This is a genomic window from Enterococcus sp. DIV0691 (assembly GCF_051711145.1).
Taxonomy (GTDB): domain Bacteria; phylum Bacillota; class Bacilli; order Lactobacillales; family Enterococcaceae; genus Enterococcus_B; species Enterococcus_B hirae.
Genome location: NZ_JBIOLY010000001.1, coordinates 1,951,655 through 1,970,315 on the forward strand (window position 1 = coordinate 1,951,655; position 18,661 = coordinate 1,970,315).

An 18,661-nucleotide genomic window follows, 5' to 3' on the forward strand; every position below is an offset into this window, starting at 1 on the left:
TTTCCCCCTCCAACTTATCCTTTATGTAAGTCTGAGCCATTTTCCGATTGGCTAAAACCAATCAAGAAAATGGCTAGAACCGATTATGAATCAGACATCTGATCTAACAAAAGATTCAATTGTAATACATTAACGTATTTGCGATCTGAAAACCAATCCTTATGGCTGTTTTTTTCTATTATAGCATAGATATCCGCTTCTTTAAGACCTCGCTCTTGAGCGATTTTTGACACTTGAAAATTGGCTGCTTCCACACTGATATCCGGGTCTACACCACTTGCCGAAGCAGTCACTAGATCCACCGGAACTTCTTTTTGCGCTGGGTTTTCTTGAAGTTGTTTTTTCGTTCTCTGTTCCACACGTGAAGCTTGTTCTTTGGATACCGGCGACAGTTGGCTAACTTTCTCATTCCGTCCAGAAAAATAGCGAGTTGATTCAAAAGGTTGCCCAATCAACTTTGAACCTATGACTTTCCCATCATTGGTAACTTGGCTACCATTAGCTTGTTCATTGAAAAATAGTTGACCGACCCCGGTAACTAGTAATGTATAACCCCCTCCAAAAACAAGTAAACTTAACAGTAAAAAACGAATACTTCCCATAACTGTTTTTCGCATCACTTTTCTCCTTTACAAAATCACGAATGATAAAATGACATCAATCAGTTTGATAAAAATAAATGGTGCAATGACTCCTCCTAATCCATAGACAAGTAGATTATGTCGCAGGATTTGACTAGCTGGTTTTTCCTGGTAAGCAACACCTTTCAACGCTAACGGGATCAATGCCACAATCACCACCGCGTTATAAATGACCGCAGATAAAATAGCTGTTAAAGGCGTACTAAGTCCCATGATGTTCAATTGATCTAATTGTGGATAGATGCTATAGAACAAGACTGGGATCACCGCAAAATATTTAGCAACATCATTGGCAATACTAAAGGTCGTTAACGCTCCACGAGTCATCAATAGTTGTTTGCCGATTTGAACTACTTGCAGGAGTTTCGTAGGACTTGAATCTAAGTCGATCATGTTCCCTGCTTCTTTGGCAGCCTGGGTTCCTGTATTCATTGCCATCGCTACATCAGCTTGTGCTAATGCCGGAGCATCATTCGTTCCATCACCCGTCATTGCTACAAGGTGGCCTTTTTCTTGGTACTCACGGATTAATTCCATTTTGTTTTCTGGTGTTGCTTCTGCCAAAAAATCATCAACGCCCGCTTCTGCCGCAATCGCTGCAGCCGTCAAAGGATTATCCCCTGTGATCATGATCGTTTTGATCCCCATTTTCCGCATATCTGCAAATTTTTCTTTCACACCATTTTTTACAATGTCTTTGAGATAAACGACACCTAAAACTTGGTAATTTTTGACAACTACTAATGGGGTTCCCCCTGCACGTGCGATTTGAGCCACTAATTGATCGCATTCTTCAGGATAGGTATGTCCATTTGCTTCCACGTATTTTTTCATAGTGTCAGCCGCGCCTTTACGAATTTCGTCCCCGCGATAATCGATCCCGCTCATTCTTGTTTTGGCACTAAAATCAATAAATTTCACCTCAGATTGCTGAAATTCACGTTCCCGTAGATTGAATCGTTCTTTGGCTAAAATCACAATGCTTCTGCCTTCTGCTGTTTCATCTGCCAAAGAGGAAAGTTGGGCAGCATCCGCCAGTTCTCGTTCACTCACTTGATGAACTGGTAAAAATTCACTTGCACGTCGATTGCCCAGCGTAATCGTTCCTGTTTTATCCAATAATAAGACATCGACGTCTCCTGCCGCTTCGATTGCTCGACCACTCATGGCAATGACATTTTCTTTTGTCAATCGACTCATACCAGCAATACCGATCGAAGAGATCAACGCACCAATTGTCGTGGGTGCTAAACAAATCAATAACGCAATCACAATGATTAAAGAAAGCGGGCCACCTTTTCCTGCCAGCAGACTACTAAAGTGAGTAAACGGGATCAGCGTAATCGAAACTGTTAAGAAAATGATCGTCAAAGTGATCAAAAAGATTTGCAGCCCGATTTCATTCGGTGTTTTTTTTCGTTGGGTGCCTTCCACCATCGCAATCATTTTATCTAAAAATGATTGCCCGTTTTCGGAAGTGACCCGTATCACTAAATAATCAGAGACGACTGTCGTTCCTCCTGTCACAGCGCTTCGATCCCCTCCGGATTCCCGAATGACTGGTGCTGATTCTCCAGTAATGGCACTTTCATCGACGGAGGCAGCCCCTTCGATGACGTCCCCGTCTGCTGGGATTTGTTCACCTGCCTGGACATAAACCAGATCGTCTTTTTTCAAATCAGAAGAACGGATCTCAATAAAGTTTTTTTCTTGCACATCTTCTAAACGGGTGATCTTATAGGTCATTACTTCTTTCTTCGCTTGCTTCAAACTATCCGCTTGTGCCTTCCCACGACCTTCAGCAACGGCTTCAGCAAAATTGGCAAATAATAGAGTCAACCATAAGAAAACCGTAATCGCAAGACTAAACCATAACGGTACATCCATCGGGTAAAAACACAAAATGGTTGTCAAAATCGCGCCTAAATAGACAACAAACATGACTGGGTTTCTTAATTGCTGTCGTGGGTCCAACTTCTTGAACGATTGACCCACAGCCCATAAATAGATTTTTTTCATTTTTCTCACTCACTTTACTGTAAAATACTCAGCAATTGGTCCTAAGGCTAATGCTGGTAAGAAACTCAAGGCGCCGATCACTAAAATGACAATAATCAACATCGTAACAAACGTTGGACTGACGGTTGATAATGTCCCTGGACTCAACGCTGCTTTTTTCTTATTCCCCATGTTTTCTGCTAGGAATAAAATCGCAACGATCGGTAGATATCTGGAAAGCAGCATCAAGAAACTGCCTAAATAGTTAATAAACGGCGTATCTGCTAATAGACCGCCAAATGAACTCCCATTATTATTCGCTAAGGAAGTTGCACCATATAATAATTCACTAAATCCATGAGGACCTTCATTAGTTAACCAAGTGAAGACTTCACTGTGGCTGATCAAGGCCATAGCTCCAAAGAGGGTCAACATTAAAGGAGTCAAAATAACTAAACTAGCCATCTTGATGTCAAACGCTTCAATTTTTTTCCCTAAATATTCGGGCGTACGACCAACTAATAAACCAGCAATAAAAACGGCTAACAAAAGAAAAGCAAGCATGCCGTATAGTCCACTACCAATCCCACCAAAAATAATCTCTCCTAATTGCATCAAAAAGAGTGGGATCGCTCCACCTAAGGGCGTAAAACTATCTAGCATCGCATTGACCGAACCATTAGAAGCAGCAGTCGTGCTGACAGCCCATAAACTTGACCATCCCACACCGAAACGAACTTCTTTTCCTTCCATGTTGGCCGAACCTAACACTTGAGTAAAGTTTGGTCCATAATATTCACTAACTGTTACCCCGATAAACGCTAACAGAACAAAAGTGGTTGCAACGATCAAGATCGTCCGTCCTTGTTTCCATTCTTTTACCCAAAAACCTAGTGTAAAAATCAATGCAGCAGGAATGAGCAAAATGGCAATATTTTCCAAAAAATTCGCTAAAATCGTTGGATTCTCAAAAGGATAAGCTGAATTTGCTCCAAAAAAACCACCACCGTTCGTTCCTAACTGCTTGATAGCTACTTGGCTTGCTACTGGTCCTAGATACAACCACAAATCTTTTCCTTCTAATCCTTGATAAGCTAGCCCTGATTGAAACGTTTGGATCGTTCCTTGAGAGATCAATAAGATGGCTAAAACGATGGAAAGCGGCAATAAGATATAGACTAGACCTCTGGTTAAATCTTGCCAAAAATTCCCTAGTCGTTTATTTTTCACTTGAGTCAAACCTCTTAATAAGGCAATCAAAACTGCTAAACCAACACCTGCAGATACAAAATTTTGAACTGTTAAGCCAAACATTTGCGAAAAATTCGATAAGGTAGTTTCCCCAGCATAGGCTTGCCAATTAGTATTCGTTACAAAGCTAACTGCCGTATTGAGGGCTAATGGGAAAGAAAGATTTTTAACTGTACTTCCACCCGGCAACCATTCTTGTGTCATTAACAGACCAATCAGTAAAACGAGCGAAAAAAGGCTTAATGACAATACACTAAAAATGTAGCGTTTCGCCGTCATTTCTTTCTGACTTACTGGTCCGATTATTTTATAAAATAGTTTTTCAACGGGTTGCAAAAATCGTACGCCTTTAGGTATGTTATTTTGCATGATTTGTTTAATATACCACCCAAGAGGTAACGCTAGAATTAGTAACACAAATAAAAAAAACAATCCTTGATAAATGATACTACTCATAACTCTTCCCCCTTAAATAAAAACCAGAAAAGATAAATCATTAATAAAGCACTAATCAAACCAAATATAATCATCATTTTTCCTCTCTCCTTTATGATTTGATCATACAAAAAAAGATATAAAGATAGTGTGAAACTTTAAATCGTTTCTTTACACTATCTTTATATCTCTTGATTATTTATTCTTGTCTATTTTTCTCCATTATAAAAATAGAAGAAGCGTTTCAAAAAATGTTCATCCTATTATAAAGCTTACCGCTACGTTTATACCCGTTGTTACCCTCCGAACAAATGGTATTCATAGCCTTTTTTATAACGCTACTGGTGTTGCAGTTTCTTGCAGCACTTGGTTGAGTTGTTGGATTTTTTTACTTCCTTCTTCGTTCATCCACGTCATCGCCGCTTCTTTTCCGTGTTTGACAAAAGTTTCTACCCCAGCACTCCACGTTGCCCGACCACAAAGAACCCCATTGAAGGTCGATCCTGCTGCCTTGGCAAAACGTAGTGTTTCATAAAATAATTCTGCTTCGACACCGGCACTTAAAAAGATATAAGGCAAATGGGTAGCAGCAGCTTGTTCTTGGAAAAATTTCGCTGCTTCTTCTTTCGTATGTACGAAATCCGTTTGACCATATCCTTCTACATAGTGCATGTTGACAGGAACTTCCACTTTCAAGACATCAACATTGAATCGCTCTTCAGAAAATTTCTCCATCATTTTTATGACTTTACCAGGTTTTTTCATCGCATATTCTTTTGATTGACTATCAGAAATGTTTTGATCATATGAAACTAATTCTAAAAAGAATGGTAAATTTTCTGCCTGACATTCTGAGCCGATCCGTTCGATAAATACCTGTTTTCGCTCATTGATTTCGTCACTTTCATCAACATCATAATAAAGTAAGAATTTACAAGCATCTGCACCTGCCTCTTTTAGATTCTTAACTGAACAAGTAGGTAAAAGATCAGGAAGTCTTCCAGGCACGGTACTATCATATCCCGTTTTTTCATAGGCAAGAAGTAAGCCAGCTTCTTGCGCTTTCGCTTTCGCTGCAGGCAAGCCATACTCCGGGTCTAACAAAATCGCTGACGCATCTTTTGTTAGTTGCGAAGACACGATCATCTTAAATTCTTCCAGCTCTTTAGCACTTGCTTCTTCTCCTTTTGCTTTGGTAAGCATTTTACGTAATGCACCTCGCTGATCAATTGCTAAAGCGGCAAAGATTTGTTCTTTATTCCAGAGTTTTTTTAAATGTTTCATTTTTCCATCCATTGCTTCTATGTCACGCTCCTTTTAGTCTTCGTATTCGCCCATTTCCCATTTTTTAAGAAATTTTGCAAAAAATTCCGGCTTCTCTTGCGAAGCATTTGTGCTTTCACACTGGTTGATTTTTTCGATCAACTGTTTGTTTTTATCTGTTTCTTGATATTCTGCCTGAATAAAGGCTTCGATGACATCACAAATCAAAAATTCTCCTGTGATTCTGGCACCAAAACCAATGACGTTCGCATTTAGTTGCTCTTTTGCATAGATGGCACTGGTCATATCACGAACCAACGCACCTCTTACTCCAGGTACTTTATTGACTGCATTGGTAATCCCGACACCTGTTCCACATAAACATACGCCTAAATCAACTTCTTTTTTAACTACTGCTTCTCCAATTTTTTTCCCATATATCGGGTAATGTGTGCGGGTAAAATCATAGGTCCCTACATCCACTACTTCATGCCCTTTTGATTTCAAAAAATCCGCAACTGCTATTTTTGTATCTGTTACGATGTGGTCACATCCAATTGCTATTCTCATTATCTGCTCCTTTCTTAACCCATTTCATTTAACATATCTACACGAATCTGATGACGACCACCACTATAAGATGCGGTCAAAAATCCCTTAACGATATTTAACGCAAGCTCTTTACCAACAATCGCTGCGCCTAAGGTAATCATTCGGGCATCATTATGATCTCTAGTCATATAAGCACTTCTTTCATCCGACACTTCAGCTGCCACGATTCCTTTTATTTTTGTTGCGACCATAAAGCTCCCTGCACCATAACCATCAATAGCGATCCCTAGACTTTCCGGGTGTTCTTTTAAATCTGTTGTGATAGCTAATGTAGATGCAATAAAATCTTCTGCTGGTTGAATACTTTTATCTTCTACTTCAAATCCCTCTTTCACGAGCTTATCTTTTAACCATTCTTTTAATTCCATTCCGTCGCTATCCGCACCAATGACTACTCGCATACTCATTTTTCCTCCTGTTTAGTTTTCTCATTTCTCGCTTGTTTCATTTTTAATCGGTTGATCCAATACTTTTTCTTTGCTGATTTTTTGGTACCAATAAGCACTCTTTTTAGGAAATCGTTGCTGCGTATCAAAATCTACGTAAAATAATCCATAACGTTTATTGTAACCATTCGTCCAAGAAAACATATCCATCAACGACCAAATAAAGTATCCCTCAATTCTCACACCTTGGTCGATCGCCCGTAAAATAGCGGCTAGATGAAGACGAACATAATCGATCCGCTCCTCATCATTGATTTGTCCCGCTTCAAAATGATCCTTACTCCCTAAACCATTTTCTGTTACATAGATTTTTCCATAGTTCGGATAATTCTGTTTGATCAAGAGAAGCATATCTTCCAACCCTTGTGGATAGATCGGCCAATCCCAGTCAGTCGTTGGGATTACAGGATTTGTTACCCTTTCTCCTACACCTTGCAAGGCAAAGATACTACTTCCTTTTTCACCAGTTCCGTTATGTTGGATTTTTGATGTTCCTGTATAGCCTTTTAAAAAATGACTCGCATAATAATTGACTCCTAAAAAATCAATCATTTTTGCTGCTTCTTTTAGATGATCAAAATCTTCTATTTTGAGTTCAAGCTGCGCCCCATTTGCAGATAAGATCTCATTGATCACACGCATCGTTTCTGCTGAGTATTCCCCTTTAAACGTCGCATCCAATAGAAATTGATTCGCCAAGATATGTTCTTTCTTCGCTGACAGGCTATCTTCTCTCTGATCAGTTATCCCGTACTTTGATTCTAAAATATGAACGATCCCGATCTCACCTTGGTAATTAGCTTCCTTGTATTTTTTGACTACGCGAGCGTGGGCAACCATCATGTTGTGCATCGATTGGATCGCTTTACCCAGCTCATATTGATTGTTCGGCGGAAAATGACCGATGATGTATTGACCGGCAACCACTGACCAAGGTTCATTGATCGTGATCCAATGTTTCACTTTGTCCCCGTATTCTTCGAAACAAAATTGCGCAAAGTCAACATAATCATCCACCATATTTGCAGACAACCAATCACCATCTTTAAATTGCTTCTCTGGTGTATCAAAATGGTGCAAAGTCACAAACGGCGTGACTCCATTTTTGATACAAGAATCGATCAAACGATGATAAAATTGGACACCGATCGAATCGACCTTCTCCCTCCCACTAGGAAAGATCCTAGACCAGGCAATCGAAATCCGAATGCCATTGATGCCAAACTGATGACATGCTTGTAAGTCTTCTGCATAACGATTATAGAAATCACTTGCTTGACTAGGGTCAAACGTCCCTGTCTTTTTAAGGTAATCATCCCAATAATTTTTCCCACGGTTTCCTATTGAAAGGGCACCCTCAGCTTGATAAGCGGCCGTTGCCGCTCCAAAAATAAAATGTTCTGGAAATTTATTCATCGCATCCTCCACATCATGTTAGATTTTCAAAAACAAAGTTGACCGCATCAGTAGGTGCTTTTGCAAGTTTGACGTACTCGATTCCCGTAGTAGAAACAGTTTGTGTTTTATGGTCCTTCGCACTTTCTCTCAGTTCCTCAAGCATCGAAGCCATTTGCGGAGCTAAGATAATCAAGTCAAACTCGCCAATCTGATCTTTATGTTGCCCATAAGCCATTGCCGTCGCATCCACACCGATACTCAATTCCTTCGCACCCTTTTTAATTGCATTGGCTAACATCGAACTAGTTGCTCCATTGGCACAAAGTACAAGAACATTAGTCTGATCATTCTTTTGTTTAGCAAATGCCGGTGAAACGACTGCTGGTTTGACAGTTGTACTTTCCAACTGATCCCCGTGCCCTATTTCTTTTTCTTTCACTAATAATTCATTGTCATAGGCTTTGAAAAATGGATAGTAAATCGCAAAATCAACGGTTAATAAAACAATCATCAAAACGATCGATAGTCCAGCAAAACCTGTCCCTAAGATCAACCCTACTGGTCCAGGAGTTGTCCATGGCAGATTGTAGATGAATCCATTCATATCTAACACCTCAACAAAAAATTTAAAGATCCAGACATTGAGGATCGGTGCAAGAATAAAAGGAATAAAAAAGATAGGATTCAATACAATTGGTGCACCAAACAGCATGGGTTCATTCACACCAAACAAAACGGGAATCGCTGAGGCACGTCCCATTGTTTTTAACTGCTTTGACTTTGCTAGAAAAGCAAACATCAACGTAATGACCAATGTCGCACCCGTTCCACCTAGTGTGGCAACAAAGTATTGTAAGCCTTGAGATAAAATTTTCGGTGCATGTTCACCACTTTGATACAGTTGAAAATTCATCTCTACATTTGTTATGTAGATGGCAGCAACAGCTGGCTCAACAATAGAGGGACCGTGGATACCGACAAACCAGAAAAACGCCATTGCCCCAAAAATGAGTGCTAACCCAAAATAGCCATCGGCCGCTGAGAAAATTGGTTGGAACAGCTCAATCAATTTTTCTGAAAACCCACTACCGACAAGGTTACGAAAACCCAAATCAAATCCCCAAAAAAAGACGGTCGACAGTGTAATCGGGATCAAATCCTTAAATGTCTGTGAGATATTACCAGGAACTTCCTCTGGCATTTTCACTGTCAAATTCTTGCTAACACAGAATCGATAGATATTAGGAACAATAAAACCAACAATGAACGCTGTCATCAATCCTTTGGTCCCCATGTAATCAGAAGCAAATCCACCTTCTAACGAATCAACCCCAACAATCAAGAAACCAATAAAAGCAGCGATCATGGTTGAAGTACTATTGATTTGATTCGTTTTTGGCAATTTAGTATTAAAGTTTTCTGTCAAACTCTTGGTCACTGTAGCAGCCATTAAGATCCCTAATATCCCCATGGACCCGTTATACGCTTTCATTAGAATGGACTCTATTTCTTCTCCCCAATGAAAATTAAATGCGTTGGGAACATATGCTACCAATAAAAAAAAGCTTGAAAAAAGAATGACAGGGATAAGACTGATAAAACCATCCCTAATTGCTCTTAAATAAGAATTATTAGAAATTTTCTCAAAAAACGGTTTCATTTTTTCGATACGTTTGATCATTGCATTCATACCCAGGCTCCTCTATGATTTTTTATAAATATTAAAGAGATGTTGAATGACATCTTTCAATAGCAACGTGGTCATTAGATGATCTTGGGCGTGAACCATAATAAACCCTACTTCAATTGTTTCACCACTCGCTTCAGCAGCTAACATTTTAGTTTGAGAATTGTGCGCTTCAACCAAACTCTGATTTGCTTCTTCAACTAATCCATTGGCTTCTTCAAATTCCCCCTTCTCTGCTTTAGCTAACGCTTCGATCAATTTCGATCTTGCTTCACCAGCAAAAGCTACCACTTCAAATCCAATCATTGCTACTGTTTCTTTATCCATTTTTCTTCCTCCATTCTCTTACAAGAACATTATATTTGTTCCAGTTTATGTTTGTTTGTGTTCGTTTTTGTCCTTTACAAACAAATAGTAACCGAATGTTTTTAACATGTCAATCTATTTTCTTATACAAACCTTTAATATTTGACAACCTTCTCTGAATGTTTTATGTTTATTTCAAACAAAAAAATAAGAACCACGAAATATCAGGGAGTTTATATCATGTTAAAAGAAGAACGACAAAAATACTTATTAGCACAACTAGAGAAGAACGGCATCGTGAAAGTGGCCGATATTGTTCAAGAATTGAAAGTAGCTGATATGACTGTTCGTAGAGATTTGCAGGAATTGGAGGATAAGGGGTTAATCATTCGCATTCATGGTGGTGCCAAACTATTAAATCCTAAAACTTCCGTGATCGAACTAAGTCATCGGGAAAAAAAGGATCTTCATTTGTCAGAAAAAATAGAAATTGCCACAATCATTGCGAATCATATCCACGAAGGCGATACTGTCTTTTTAGGACCTGGAACAACGATTGAATTAGCTTATGATTTCTTGACGATTAACCATGCTAAAATCATCACCAATTCGATCCATGTGTTTAACAAATTCAAAAGTGATCCTCGATTTGAGATTATCTTGATCGGTGGCTCCTATCGAAATAAGACCGGCGCTTTCGTTGGGACGATCGCCAATGATTTTATTGCAAATATCCATGTAAAAAAAAGTTTCATCGGGGTAAATGGATTAGATAAAACATCCGTTTTCACTTCAAATGAAGATGAAGGATTAACTCAACGTTACGCATTGAACAGCGCTGAAACACGATATATCGTAGCAGATCATCATAAACTTGATAAAAAAGATTTCTATGGCTTTTATCCACTCCAAGAAGTCGACTATTTGATTACCGATTCTGCTATATCCGATAGTCAAAAAGAAACTTTTGGCAAACATGTTCAATTATTAATTGATTAAAACTCTTTTAAGTAGTTAAAGAAACGAAAAATTAAAGGAAGACAGCGCCCAAATGGCCCTTTTATCGGGCCAATCCAAACGCTGCCTTTTTCGTTTTCTTCATTCCCTTGATCAATCAAGGCTCTTTATGTATTTCGATTAGAATCAATATTTCATATGCTTTCTTTGATACACTAATTTTTTTCAAGAAATTTTATCCTTTATCATGATCCAGCTCAATTTTTCCGTTATCGATCTAGCTCATTCGCTAATATTGTTTCAACAATCAACTGAACCACTAAGTCAAAACCTTCTGTCTGGATTGGCACATCCGTTTGTTGCCTAAGCTTCACAATCTCTATCTTTCTCAACGGAACAGCTGCTTTATTTTCTGTAAGAGCTCTGTTCACCGCACTGCTCAAGCCACCAATAACTGCATAATTTTCGATAGTGACCACTTGTGTTTTCCCTTTCAACTCGTTAAGGATCAACTGTTTATCGATTGGTTTGATCGTAAACATATCAATGACTTCGCAACTAATTTGACAGGACTTTAACCGCTTAGCAACATTGAGGGCTTCGTAAACTAATCTGCCAGCGACAATAATTAAAATATCTGTTCCATGCCATACAATATTTCCTTTGCCTAATTGAAAAGTCGTTTCTTTTTTATAGATATTAGGTATCCTTTTATTTTCTCCGCGTACATAGTGAATACCGCTCAATTGGCTAAATTCTTTGATGATCCATGCCATTTGCACCTCATCTGTTGCTTCACAAATAATTGAATTTGGGATCATTGTCATCAACGCTAAATCTTCCCCTAGTTCATTGACGCGTTCCTTTCCATTTCGATTAGAAGCGAAATATTCCCCAAAAATATTGATGGTATTTCCACCGTATCCTTCGGAAATAAATAATTGATCAAAAATTTTTCGAATCGCATGAGAATCAAAAAGATGGATAAAAGGTTGGTAGCCAGCTAAACTTAACCCCGCTGCAATACCTACCATGTTCTCTTCATCCACAGGCATGTTGAGATATCTCTTTGGGTGTTCATTTTTTAAATCAACCCAATTACTAAATGATTCAAACTTATTTTCTAACGCAACGATATTGTGGTTTTTTTTCATTAATTCATTTAATGTATCAACTATGCAAGTACGAAGTTCTTTCCTTACAGATAACGAGTTACTTAACTGAACCATTTAGCTCATCCTTTCAAGCTTTTCTTGTAATTTCAAAATCGTTTTTTCTATCTCTTGATGGAATGTTTTAGGAATTTTTTTACTTGAATCCTCATGATCGTCCATTGTTAAGTCTGATAGCACTCGCTCTGGATAACTTTCTAAAACAATACAGAAGGCTTGTGTCGTCCTCATTTTATACTCTTCAATCGCCTCATTGATTGCTTTGATATTTGTCCCATCAACGAGCAACGTATAAAACCCAGCCTTCTCTGCTTTTCTTTTCAATAGATAAGATTTCTCATACCTTTTGCTTAACTGTTCTCGTTTTCTATAACCACTATCAATAATTACCAAGCAATGATCTAATTTAAAATGAGCAATACACTGAAATACTTGCCAGCAACGTTCATCTTTTAATTCGTCTTCATCCATCACTAAATAAACATCATTTTCCTTATTTGCTATTTTTAATCCCATCGCAAGACCTGTAGCTATTGCAACACCGTTATTTAAGTTCCCGATTGTCACATCGATTCCAGGAGTCTTTGAACGATCTAACTTTTTAGGGAGTCTGTCCCCTTGATGACTCATCGTCCATAGCCACTTCTTATCAAAATACCCTAGATTAGATAAAGTACTATATAATTCCAATACCGCATGACTTTTAGCTAAAACTAATTGATCACGATTTCCCCAATCTGGTTTTTTCGGGTCAATCTTCATCTGTTTGCCGTATAAAACAGCTAACAATTTGATCATAGAAAAAGAACAATCCATTGATTCTTCTCCTCTTTGTTTAACACTTATCAAAATATCTAGTTGAATGTTTAATGCTAATTTTTCCAATTGAGTCACTTGTTTATGATCAATAGCCATAACGATTCCTCCTATAAATGAATTAGAGAATAATTCATGATGCCATACAGATTTTTCACATGATATGTATACTTGCTCTTTTATGATCTGATCAAAATAAGATGATACTCCTTAATCTACAACCTCACTGGACACTTCCCTCCTTTTGAACTGAGTGTAAAGCCATTTTATGTCATCTTATGTCCCCTTTTCCTTCCCTACCCCTTCATATATAACATAAGTACACATCTCATAATATATTCAGTATATTCATTTATAAAATAAAAAAATAGAAAATATTTAATAAGATAAATTTGTTATAATAAAAACAAAAAGTCTGTTATCATAAAAAAATATTACAACAAAAAAATTACATTATCAACATTAAGAATAAAGATACATATAATAAACGAGATACACCTTCCTATTAAAAACGTTATTTTAAAATAACGATAAAAAATATTTCTCTTATTCCATTACCAAACTACCTCACTGAAACCGGAGTAAATTGTTTTGTTAAAAATGAAAATGACTCACCCTATAAAAACTCTTTCGGTATTTCCCATCTGAATATTCCGATCCCTCTTCAATCTCACTGCTCCTAATTATTTTAGGCTTTTTGATTTCCGGCTGTACTAGGACATACTGGTGCGTTGGTTTACTCATTGAATCTTCTATTTTCAAAATAATTTGCAGTTGTTCGTATAGCTAAATGAAATTTCTTACTAATGTTCATTCAATCGTTGCTTGAACAATTAGTAAAAACATAGAAAAACAATCAGGTATCTAATTGACATTCCGTCGTTTTCATTTACGTGGAAAACAGGATCCATTAATTAAGCACCTTCGCACTCATGGTACTTAATTGAAGAAAATTCGTGAAAGATCGTGCCTAGAACAGAAAAAATAAGCCTGACTTTGACGTAATGAATCAAAATCAGGCTTACTTTCTTTTTAGGTTAATGATTGTTTCAGACCTTTCATTTTACAAAAGAATACGCTACGCTCTCAACTACTATCCCAGTTACTAATCAATGTGTGATAGTTAAACAATTCGTGCACAATACTGAAAATGGCTTCTGGTTTTTTGAACAAAGCGATGAGCTATTTATAGCCAGTAGATCTATGGGAACAAATAAACGAACACCAAGCGTTTTTTGTGTTTCTCTTGAGGTCGTGAAAAGAGTGTCTTGACCTGAGCGCTCACCAAGTAAAACTGCGACGAGTAATCGCAGGAGCATTAAGGATGAAAATCTCGAAACAGCTCCTCATGTTTTGAGATTTTTTGACTTATCGCCGAAGGTCAGCTCTTTGAACACCGTGAATCAGAGGTCGTGAAAACATCCGGTAGCTCTGATGATAATAAGAAAGAATTTTTTGAAACAGTTTCTCATGTTTTGAAAAATTCAGGCTTATTTCAAGGAGCTGATGTTTGAACACCGTTTATTCGTTTTTAGAGATACTAGAAGAGACTGAGAGAACTTTTGTCCCAGTCCCGATGCTTATTTGAACAATCCCATTGAATGAATAACTCTATGGTTTCTAGATAAAAGATTTTCAAACAAAAATACAAGTTTTTCCACTCATTTTTTGCTATACCAATCGATCAATATCATACTCAAACCCATTTTGATTGCTTAACTGTTTGTAGAACTCACCACTTTTCTTGATCGTCCGTTTTTGGGTTGGCAGATCAAGAGAAATTAGTCCATAACGGTTCTTATATGCATTGATCCAGGACCAGCAGTCAATAAAGGTCCAAAGATGATACCCTTTGATATTACAGCCGTCATTGATTGCTTTCCAAAGATAAGCGAGGTGATCTTGGATATATTCGATCCGGTAATCATCAATCACTTGCCCACTTTCATCCATAAAACGTTCCTCATCTGCTACGCCCATCCCATTTTCAGAGATAAAGGATTCGATATTCCCATAGTTTTCTTTGATATCCATGCATAAATCATGGATACCTTTTTCATAAATTTCCCAACCACGATATTCATTCATCCGTCGTCCCGGCATCACATGATTCTCAAAAAACCAATCCGGTAAGAACGGACCCTCTTGATTGATTGCAGTTAAACGAGCCTTCACACGACGTGGTTCATAATAGTTCAATCCTAAGATTTGTGCCGTGTTCTCTTTGATACAACGCAGGTCTTCCTCAGTATAATCCGTTGGCAATTGATCATATTCACGTAAAAGGTTAATTAATTTTTCTGGATAAACACCCTTGACCATTGGATCTAAAAAACTGCGAACATAAAAAAGATCCGCAATTTCAGCTGCCTTCACATCAGCGGGGGTTTGACTCCTTGGAAATGTCGGGCTTAAATTCAAGATAACACCTATTTTACTGTTCAAATTCAACTCTTTGTGTGCCGCAATTGCTTTCGCGTGAGCCAAAATAGTAAAGTGAGCCGCTTGCGCTCCTCGTTTGAAATCAATCAAATTTGGATAATGGAAGTCTTCCAAATATGACCCTAAGATCGGCCCCAACGGTTCATTGAAAGTGAACCAGTGGTAGACGAGATCGCCAAACTCCTTGAAACAAGTAACTGCAAATTGCACATATGCATCGACAACTTCCCGTGATTCCCAACCGCCTTTATCCTGTTGGGCTGCTGGCATATCAAAATGATAAAGATTGGCGAATACTTTAATACCATTGTTATTCATCTCAGTAAATAAATCCCGATAAAATTCAACCGCTTTTGGATTTACCTCCCCTACTCCATCATTTGGGAACATCCGCGCCCAAGAGATCGAGACCCGAAAGGAATTATGTCCGGTTTGCTTCATCAGTTGAACGTCTTCTTTATAACGATGAATGTGATCTGTCGTAATTTCTGAACTAATCCTTTGATAAAAACGGTATGGTTGTTCTTTGTACCAACGTTCCCAAACCGTTTCGGCTTTTCCAGTTTCACCACGACCTTCTGCTTGCTCAGCTGACCAAGCAGAACCCCACCAAAAGTTTTCTGGAAATGTTAATTGTTGTTTGTTCATTGTATCCTCCTAAAATGACATTCTCTTGAGTACTACTCCATCATAACACCGCTTCCAAAAAATTGGAATATTTTTTTATTAAAAAATATATACTTTTTATGAATGTTAATTGTTTTACCCTTTAAAGATTGCTAAAATTAAAGAAAGGTATATAATTATTTATATCTTTACGCGATAACTATAGGAGGGAAAAAATGAAGAAGAATGCGAAATATATGGAAGTTTATTCTGATGTAAAAAAGAAAATTGAAAACGGTACTTACGCAATCGGTGAAAAATTACCAACTGGTTCCGAATTGGCAAAACAATATCATACGAGTAAATTGACAGTAAAAAAAGGATTAGACATGTTAGTTTCTGAAGGAGTTTTACATAGTCGAAGTGGATTTGGAACCGAAGTTTTGCGCAAACCGATCCATAATTCGAAAGTTTTCGGTCCAAGCGAAGGTTTTATGAGCGTAGTTGGCGAAGAACATGTAGACTCTGAAATTCATATGTTTTCAATTGAATTACCGTCAAAAAAAATTGCAGAGCGATTACAGATTAACGACAAGGAATACATTTATAATATTGTTCGCAGTCGTTTTGTCGATCAACAACCCTATTCATTGGAACAAACTTTTATGCCGCTATCAATTATTCCTGGTTTGGAACCTAAACACTTGAAAAAATCGGTTTATTCCTATATTCGCAATGAACTGCAGTTAGAGATCAATGCTTCTCACGTTTGGATGAAGGGCGTACTGGCAACCGAGTTTGATGCAAATATATTAGGAATTGATGCCGGAGACTTTATGATCGAAGTTGAAAAAAGTGTTTCTTTGGCAAACGGGACTCCTTTTGAATACTCCATTACAAGGCATTTATATCAAGATTTTGTTTTTGAAGCCGTTTTTGTTGAAAAATGATTGAAAGAGCTGAGGAAATCAGCTCTTTTTTTTGCCCTTTTTCATTAAAGTATATAATTTTAAAAAAAGTTATTTACTTTTATCAAATTCCGTTCTATTATTGAACTACGGTAAGTGCTTACAAATAAAAAACAAGGAGAATATACCATGAAGAAAACAAATAAGAAGGAACAGGTGTTTGAACGATTTGGTATGATCGCATCGAAGCTAGGAAATCAAATTCATATGCGTACATTACGCGATGCATTTGCAACATTCATGCCATTTATGATGTTAGCTGGATTCGTGACTTTGATTAATTACGTTATCTTAGAACCAACTGGTTTTATGGGTAAAATTGTTAAACCCGAAACATTAATGAAAGTTCAAGAAATTGGCATGTCGATCGCCAATGGAACATTGAGTATTACGACGCTATTAATTGTAGCTGCAGTTTCTTATCATATGTGTGTTAGCAGAAATTATACAAATCATATCGCAGCAGTTTTAGTTTCGATCTCAACTTTCATCGTTTTAACACCAATGAAAATGATGTTCACTCCGGAAAATGCAAAAAAAGCGATTGAAGTAACCGGAGTTATTCCAGGTTCCCATACAGGTGCATCAGGAATGTTTGTCGGAATCTTTGTTGGATTAGTAGCTACTGAGCTATTCATTAAATTATCTACAAATGAAAAATTGCAAATCAAACTATCTGGAAATATCCCGCCCGCAGTGTTGAAGTCATTCAATGTATTGATCCCGATCATGATTACTGTTACTGGTTTTGCGATTCTATCTTTCGCTGTCAATCAGTTATTCAACATGGACGTAAATGGCTTGATCACTAAAGCGATCACGGGACCTTTAAGTCACATCACAACTGGTTTACCTGGCTTTATCTTAATCACATCAATCGCCAATTTATTCTTTGGTTTTGGAATTCATCAAGCTGTAATTTCAGGTTCTTTACTTGATCCGTTCTTATTACAAAACATGCAAGAAAATATGGCAGCTTATGCAAACCATGAACACATTCCACATATTATCAACATGGCTTTCAAGGATACTTTTGCTGTTATGGGTGGTTCAGGAAATACGATCGCCTTATTGATTGCGATTTTCATCTTCAGTCGTCGAAAAGATTATAAAGACTTTGCTAAACTATCGGTAACACCAGCGATGTTTAATATCAGTGAGCCGATCATCTTTGGATTACCGATCGTATTTAACTTGAGTCTAATTATTCCGTTTGTGTTAGCACCAATCTTCTCATTAGTAACTGCCTACTTTGCGACTGCAGCCGGCTTAATCAATCATGTGGTAGTTCAGATACCGTGGACCACACCACCAGTTATTTCAGGATTCCTTGCGACAGGTGGGGATTGGCGAGCAGCAGTATTGCAAGTTCTAATCATTGCGGTTAGCGTATTTATCTATCTACCATTCCTACGAATTGATGAACACGTAACGGCAAAAATGGCTCAAAAGGAAGCTGAAATCACTAATCAATAATTGACACCTCCACTCCTAAAAAAGTGTCCTTTCTCGTTTAGTAAATATGTAAAAAAACGTCCTCAATTCACTTAACAACCGACATTTGGGATCATCGTTGCATTTTGAATAAGTTGAAATTATGAGACTGATGAATCAGAACAGATTTTTCAGTCTCATTTTCAGTTAACTTGCCAATGACAAAACG

15 protein-coding genes are annotated in these 18,661 nt (G+C 37.7%); 3 read left to right on the plus strand and 12 right to left on the minus strand.

Annotated features, from left to right (window positions below; translation table 11 throughout):
- Positions 1 to 83: 83 nt before the first annotated feature.
- The 9 genes from IGJ11_RS08990 to IGJ11_RS09030 all read right to left on the minus strand — a co-directional run bounded on the left by IGJ11_RS08990 (position 84) and on the right by IGJ11_RS09030 (position 10,058).
- Positions 84 to 617, minus strand: a complete 534-nt coding sequence (locus IGJ11_RS08990) for a potassium-transporting ATPase subunit C (RefSeq protein WP_207431876.1) — start codon at positions 615 to 617, stop codon at positions 84 to 86.
- Between the two features lie 12 nt (positions 618 to 629).
- Positions 630 to 2,660 carry a potassium-transporting ATPase subunit KdpB gene (gene kdpB, locus IGJ11_RS08995; protein WP_207431874.1) on the minus strand — a complete coding sequence of 677 codons (2,031 nt, stop codon included), beginning with the start codon at positions 2,658 to 2,660 and terminating at the stop codon, positions 630 to 632.
- Positions 2,661 to 2,669: 9 nt separating this feature from the next.
- Positions 2,670 to 4,346: a potassium-transporting ATPase subunit KdpA gene (gene kdpA / locus IGJ11_RS09000; protein ID WP_207431872.1), complete on the minus strand. Its 1,677-nt coding sequence runs from the start codon at positions 4,344 to 4,346 to the stop codon at positions 2,670 to 2,672.
- 309 nt (positions 4,347 to 4,655) lie between these two features.
- A complete protein-coding gene (gene lacD / locus IGJ11_RS09005; protein ID WP_242694012.1) occupies positions 4,656 to 5,609 on the minus strand; it encodes a tagatose-bisphosphate aldolase in 954 nt (317 codons plus the stop codon).
- Positions 5,610 to 5,642: 33 nt separating this feature from the next.
- Complete coding sequence (lacB, locus tag IGJ11_RS09010; RefSeq protein ID WP_063627351.1) at positions 5,643 to 6,158, minus strand: galactose-6-phosphate isomerase subunit LacB; 516 nt, start codon at positions 6,156 to 6,158, stop codon at positions 5,643 to 5,645.
- Positions 6,159 to 6,172: 14 nt separating this feature from the next.
- Positions 6,173 to 6,601: a galactose-6-phosphate isomerase subunit LacA gene (lacA, locus tag IGJ11_RS09015; RefSeq protein ID WP_207432531.1), complete on the minus strand. Its 429-nt coding sequence runs from the start codon at positions 6,599 to 6,601 to the stop codon at positions 6,173 to 6,175.
- A gap of 27 nt (positions 6,602 to 6,628) precedes the next feature.
- Positions 6,629 to 8,062 (minus strand): 6-phospho-beta-galactosidase, encoded by a 1,434-nt coding sequence (lacG, locus tag IGJ11_RS09020; RefSeq protein WP_207431870.1) that lies wholly within the window; start codon positions 8,060 to 8,062, stop codon positions 6,629 to 6,631.
- Positions 8,063 to 8,075: 13 nt separating this feature from the next.
- Complete coding sequence (locus IGJ11_RS09025) at positions 8,076 to 9,734, minus strand: PTS transporter subunit EIIC (protein WP_034700817.1); 1,659 nt, start codon at positions 9,732 to 9,734, stop codon at positions 8,076 to 8,078.
- Positions 9,735 to 9,746: 12 nt separating this feature from the next.
- Complete coding sequence (locus tag IGJ11_RS09030) at positions 9,747 to 10,058, minus strand: PTS lactose/cellobiose transporter subunit IIA (protein WP_034700819.1); 312 nt, start codon at positions 10,056 to 10,058, stop codon at positions 9,747 to 9,749.
- A gap of 219 nt (positions 10,059 to 10,277) precedes the next feature.
- On the opposite strand from IGJ11_RS09030, the gene IGJ11_RS09035 reads away from it, so the two are divergent.
- Positions 10,278 to 11,036 (plus strand): DeoR/GlpR family DNA-binding transcription regulator, encoded by a 759-nt coding sequence (locus IGJ11_RS09035; RefSeq protein WP_034700821.1) that lies wholly within the window; start codon positions 10,278 to 10,280, stop codon positions 11,034 to 11,036.
- Between the two features lie 227 nt (positions 11,037 to 11,263).
- On the opposite strand, the gene IGJ11_RS09040 is transcribed toward IGJ11_RS09035, so the two are convergent.
- The 3 genes from IGJ11_RS09040 to IGJ11_RS09050 form a co-directional block, all read right to left on the minus strand.
- On the minus strand, positions 11,264 to 12,223 hold the full coding sequence (locus tag IGJ11_RS09040; RefSeq protein WP_034700823.1) for a transketolase family protein: 960 nt from the start codon (positions 12,221 to 12,223) through the stop codon (positions 11,264 to 11,266).
- The gene (locus tag IGJ11_RS09045; RefSeq protein ID WP_207431867.1) at positions 12,224 to 13,081 is read right to left on the minus strand and encodes a transketolase; all 858 of its coding nucleotides are present in this window, start codon (positions 13,079 to 13,081) and stop codon (positions 12,224 to 12,226) included.
- 1,572 nt (positions 13,082 to 14,653) lie between these two features.
- On the minus strand, positions 14,654 to 16,072 hold the full coding sequence (locus tag IGJ11_RS09050; RefSeq protein ID WP_034700827.1) for a glycoside hydrolase family 1 protein: 1,419 nt from the start codon (positions 16,070 to 16,072) through the stop codon (positions 14,654 to 14,656).
- A 194-nt stretch (positions 16,073 to 16,266) separates the two neighbouring features.
- On the opposite strand from IGJ11_RS09050, the gene IGJ11_RS09055 reads away from it, so the two are divergent.
- Entirely contained in the window at positions 16,267 to 16,980 is a 714-nt protein-coding gene (locus IGJ11_RS09055) for a GntR family transcriptional regulator (RefSeq protein WP_010718458.1), read from the plus strand.
- A 147-nt stretch (positions 16,981 to 17,127) separates the two neighbouring features.
- Positions 17,128 to 18,474 carry a PTS sugar transporter subunit IIC gene (locus IGJ11_RS09060; protein ID WP_207433505.1) on the plus strand — a complete coding sequence of 449 codons (1,347 nt, stop codon included), beginning with the start codon at positions 17,128 to 17,130 and terminating at the stop codon, positions 18,472 to 18,474.
- The last annotated feature ends 187 nt before the right edge of the window (positions 18,475 to 18,661 follow it).

Coding starts and splice junctions, on each gene's coding strand:
- IGJ11_RS08990 (WP_207431876.1), bottom strand. CDS start 617: ATGCGAAAAACAGTTATGGGAAGTATTCGTTTTTTACTGTTAAGTTTA.
- kdpB (WP_207431874.1), bottom strand. CDS start 2,660: ATGAAAAAAATCTATTTATGGGCTGTGGGTCAATCGTTCAAGAAGTTG.
- kdpA (WP_207431872.1), bottom strand. CDS start 4,346: ATGAGTAGTATCATTTATCAAGGATTGTTTTTTTTATTTGTGTTACTA.
- lacD (WP_242694012.1), bottom strand. CDS start 5,609: ATGAAACATTTAAAAAAACTCTGGAATAAAGAACAAATCTTTGCCGCT.
- lacB (WP_063627351.1), bottom strand. CDS start 6,158: ATGAGAATAGCAATTGGATGTGACCACATCGTAACAGATACAAAAATA.
- lacA (WP_207432531.1), bottom strand. CDS start 6,601: ATGCGAGTAGTCATTGGTGCGGATAGCGACGGAATGGAATTAAAAGAA.
- lacG (WP_207431870.1), bottom strand. CDS start 8,062: ATGAATAAATTTCCAGAACATTTTATTTTTGGAGCGGCAACGGCCGCT.
- IGJ11_RS09025 (WP_034700817.1), bottom strand. CDS start 9,734: ATGAATGCAATGATCAAACGTATCGAAAAAATGAAACCGTTTTTTGAG.
- IGJ11_RS09030 (WP_034700819.1), bottom strand. CDS start 10,058: ATGGATAAAGAAACAGTAGCAATGATTGGATTTGAAGTGGTAGCTTTT.
- IGJ11_RS09035 (WP_034700821.1), top strand. CDS start 10,278: ATGTTAAAAGAAGAACGACAAAAATACTTATTAGCACAACTAGAGAAG.
- IGJ11_RS09040 (WP_034700823.1), bottom strand. CDS start 12,223: ATGGTTCAGTTAAGTAACTCGTTATCTGTAAGGAAAGAACTTCGTACT.
- IGJ11_RS09045 (WP_207431867.1), bottom strand. CDS start 13,081: ATGGCTATTGATCATAAACAAGTGACTCAATTGGAAAAATTAGCATTA.
- IGJ11_RS09050 (WP_034700827.1), bottom strand. CDS start 16,072: ATGAACAAACAACAATTAACATTTCCAGAAAACTTTTGGTGGGGTTCT.
- IGJ11_RS09055 (WP_010718458.1), top strand. CDS start 16,267: ATGAAGAAGAATGCGAAATATATGGAAGTTTATTCTGATGTAAAAAAG.
- IGJ11_RS09060 (WP_207433505.1), top strand. CDS start 17,128: ATGAAGAAAACAAATAAGAAGGAACAGGTGTTTGAACGATTTGGTATG.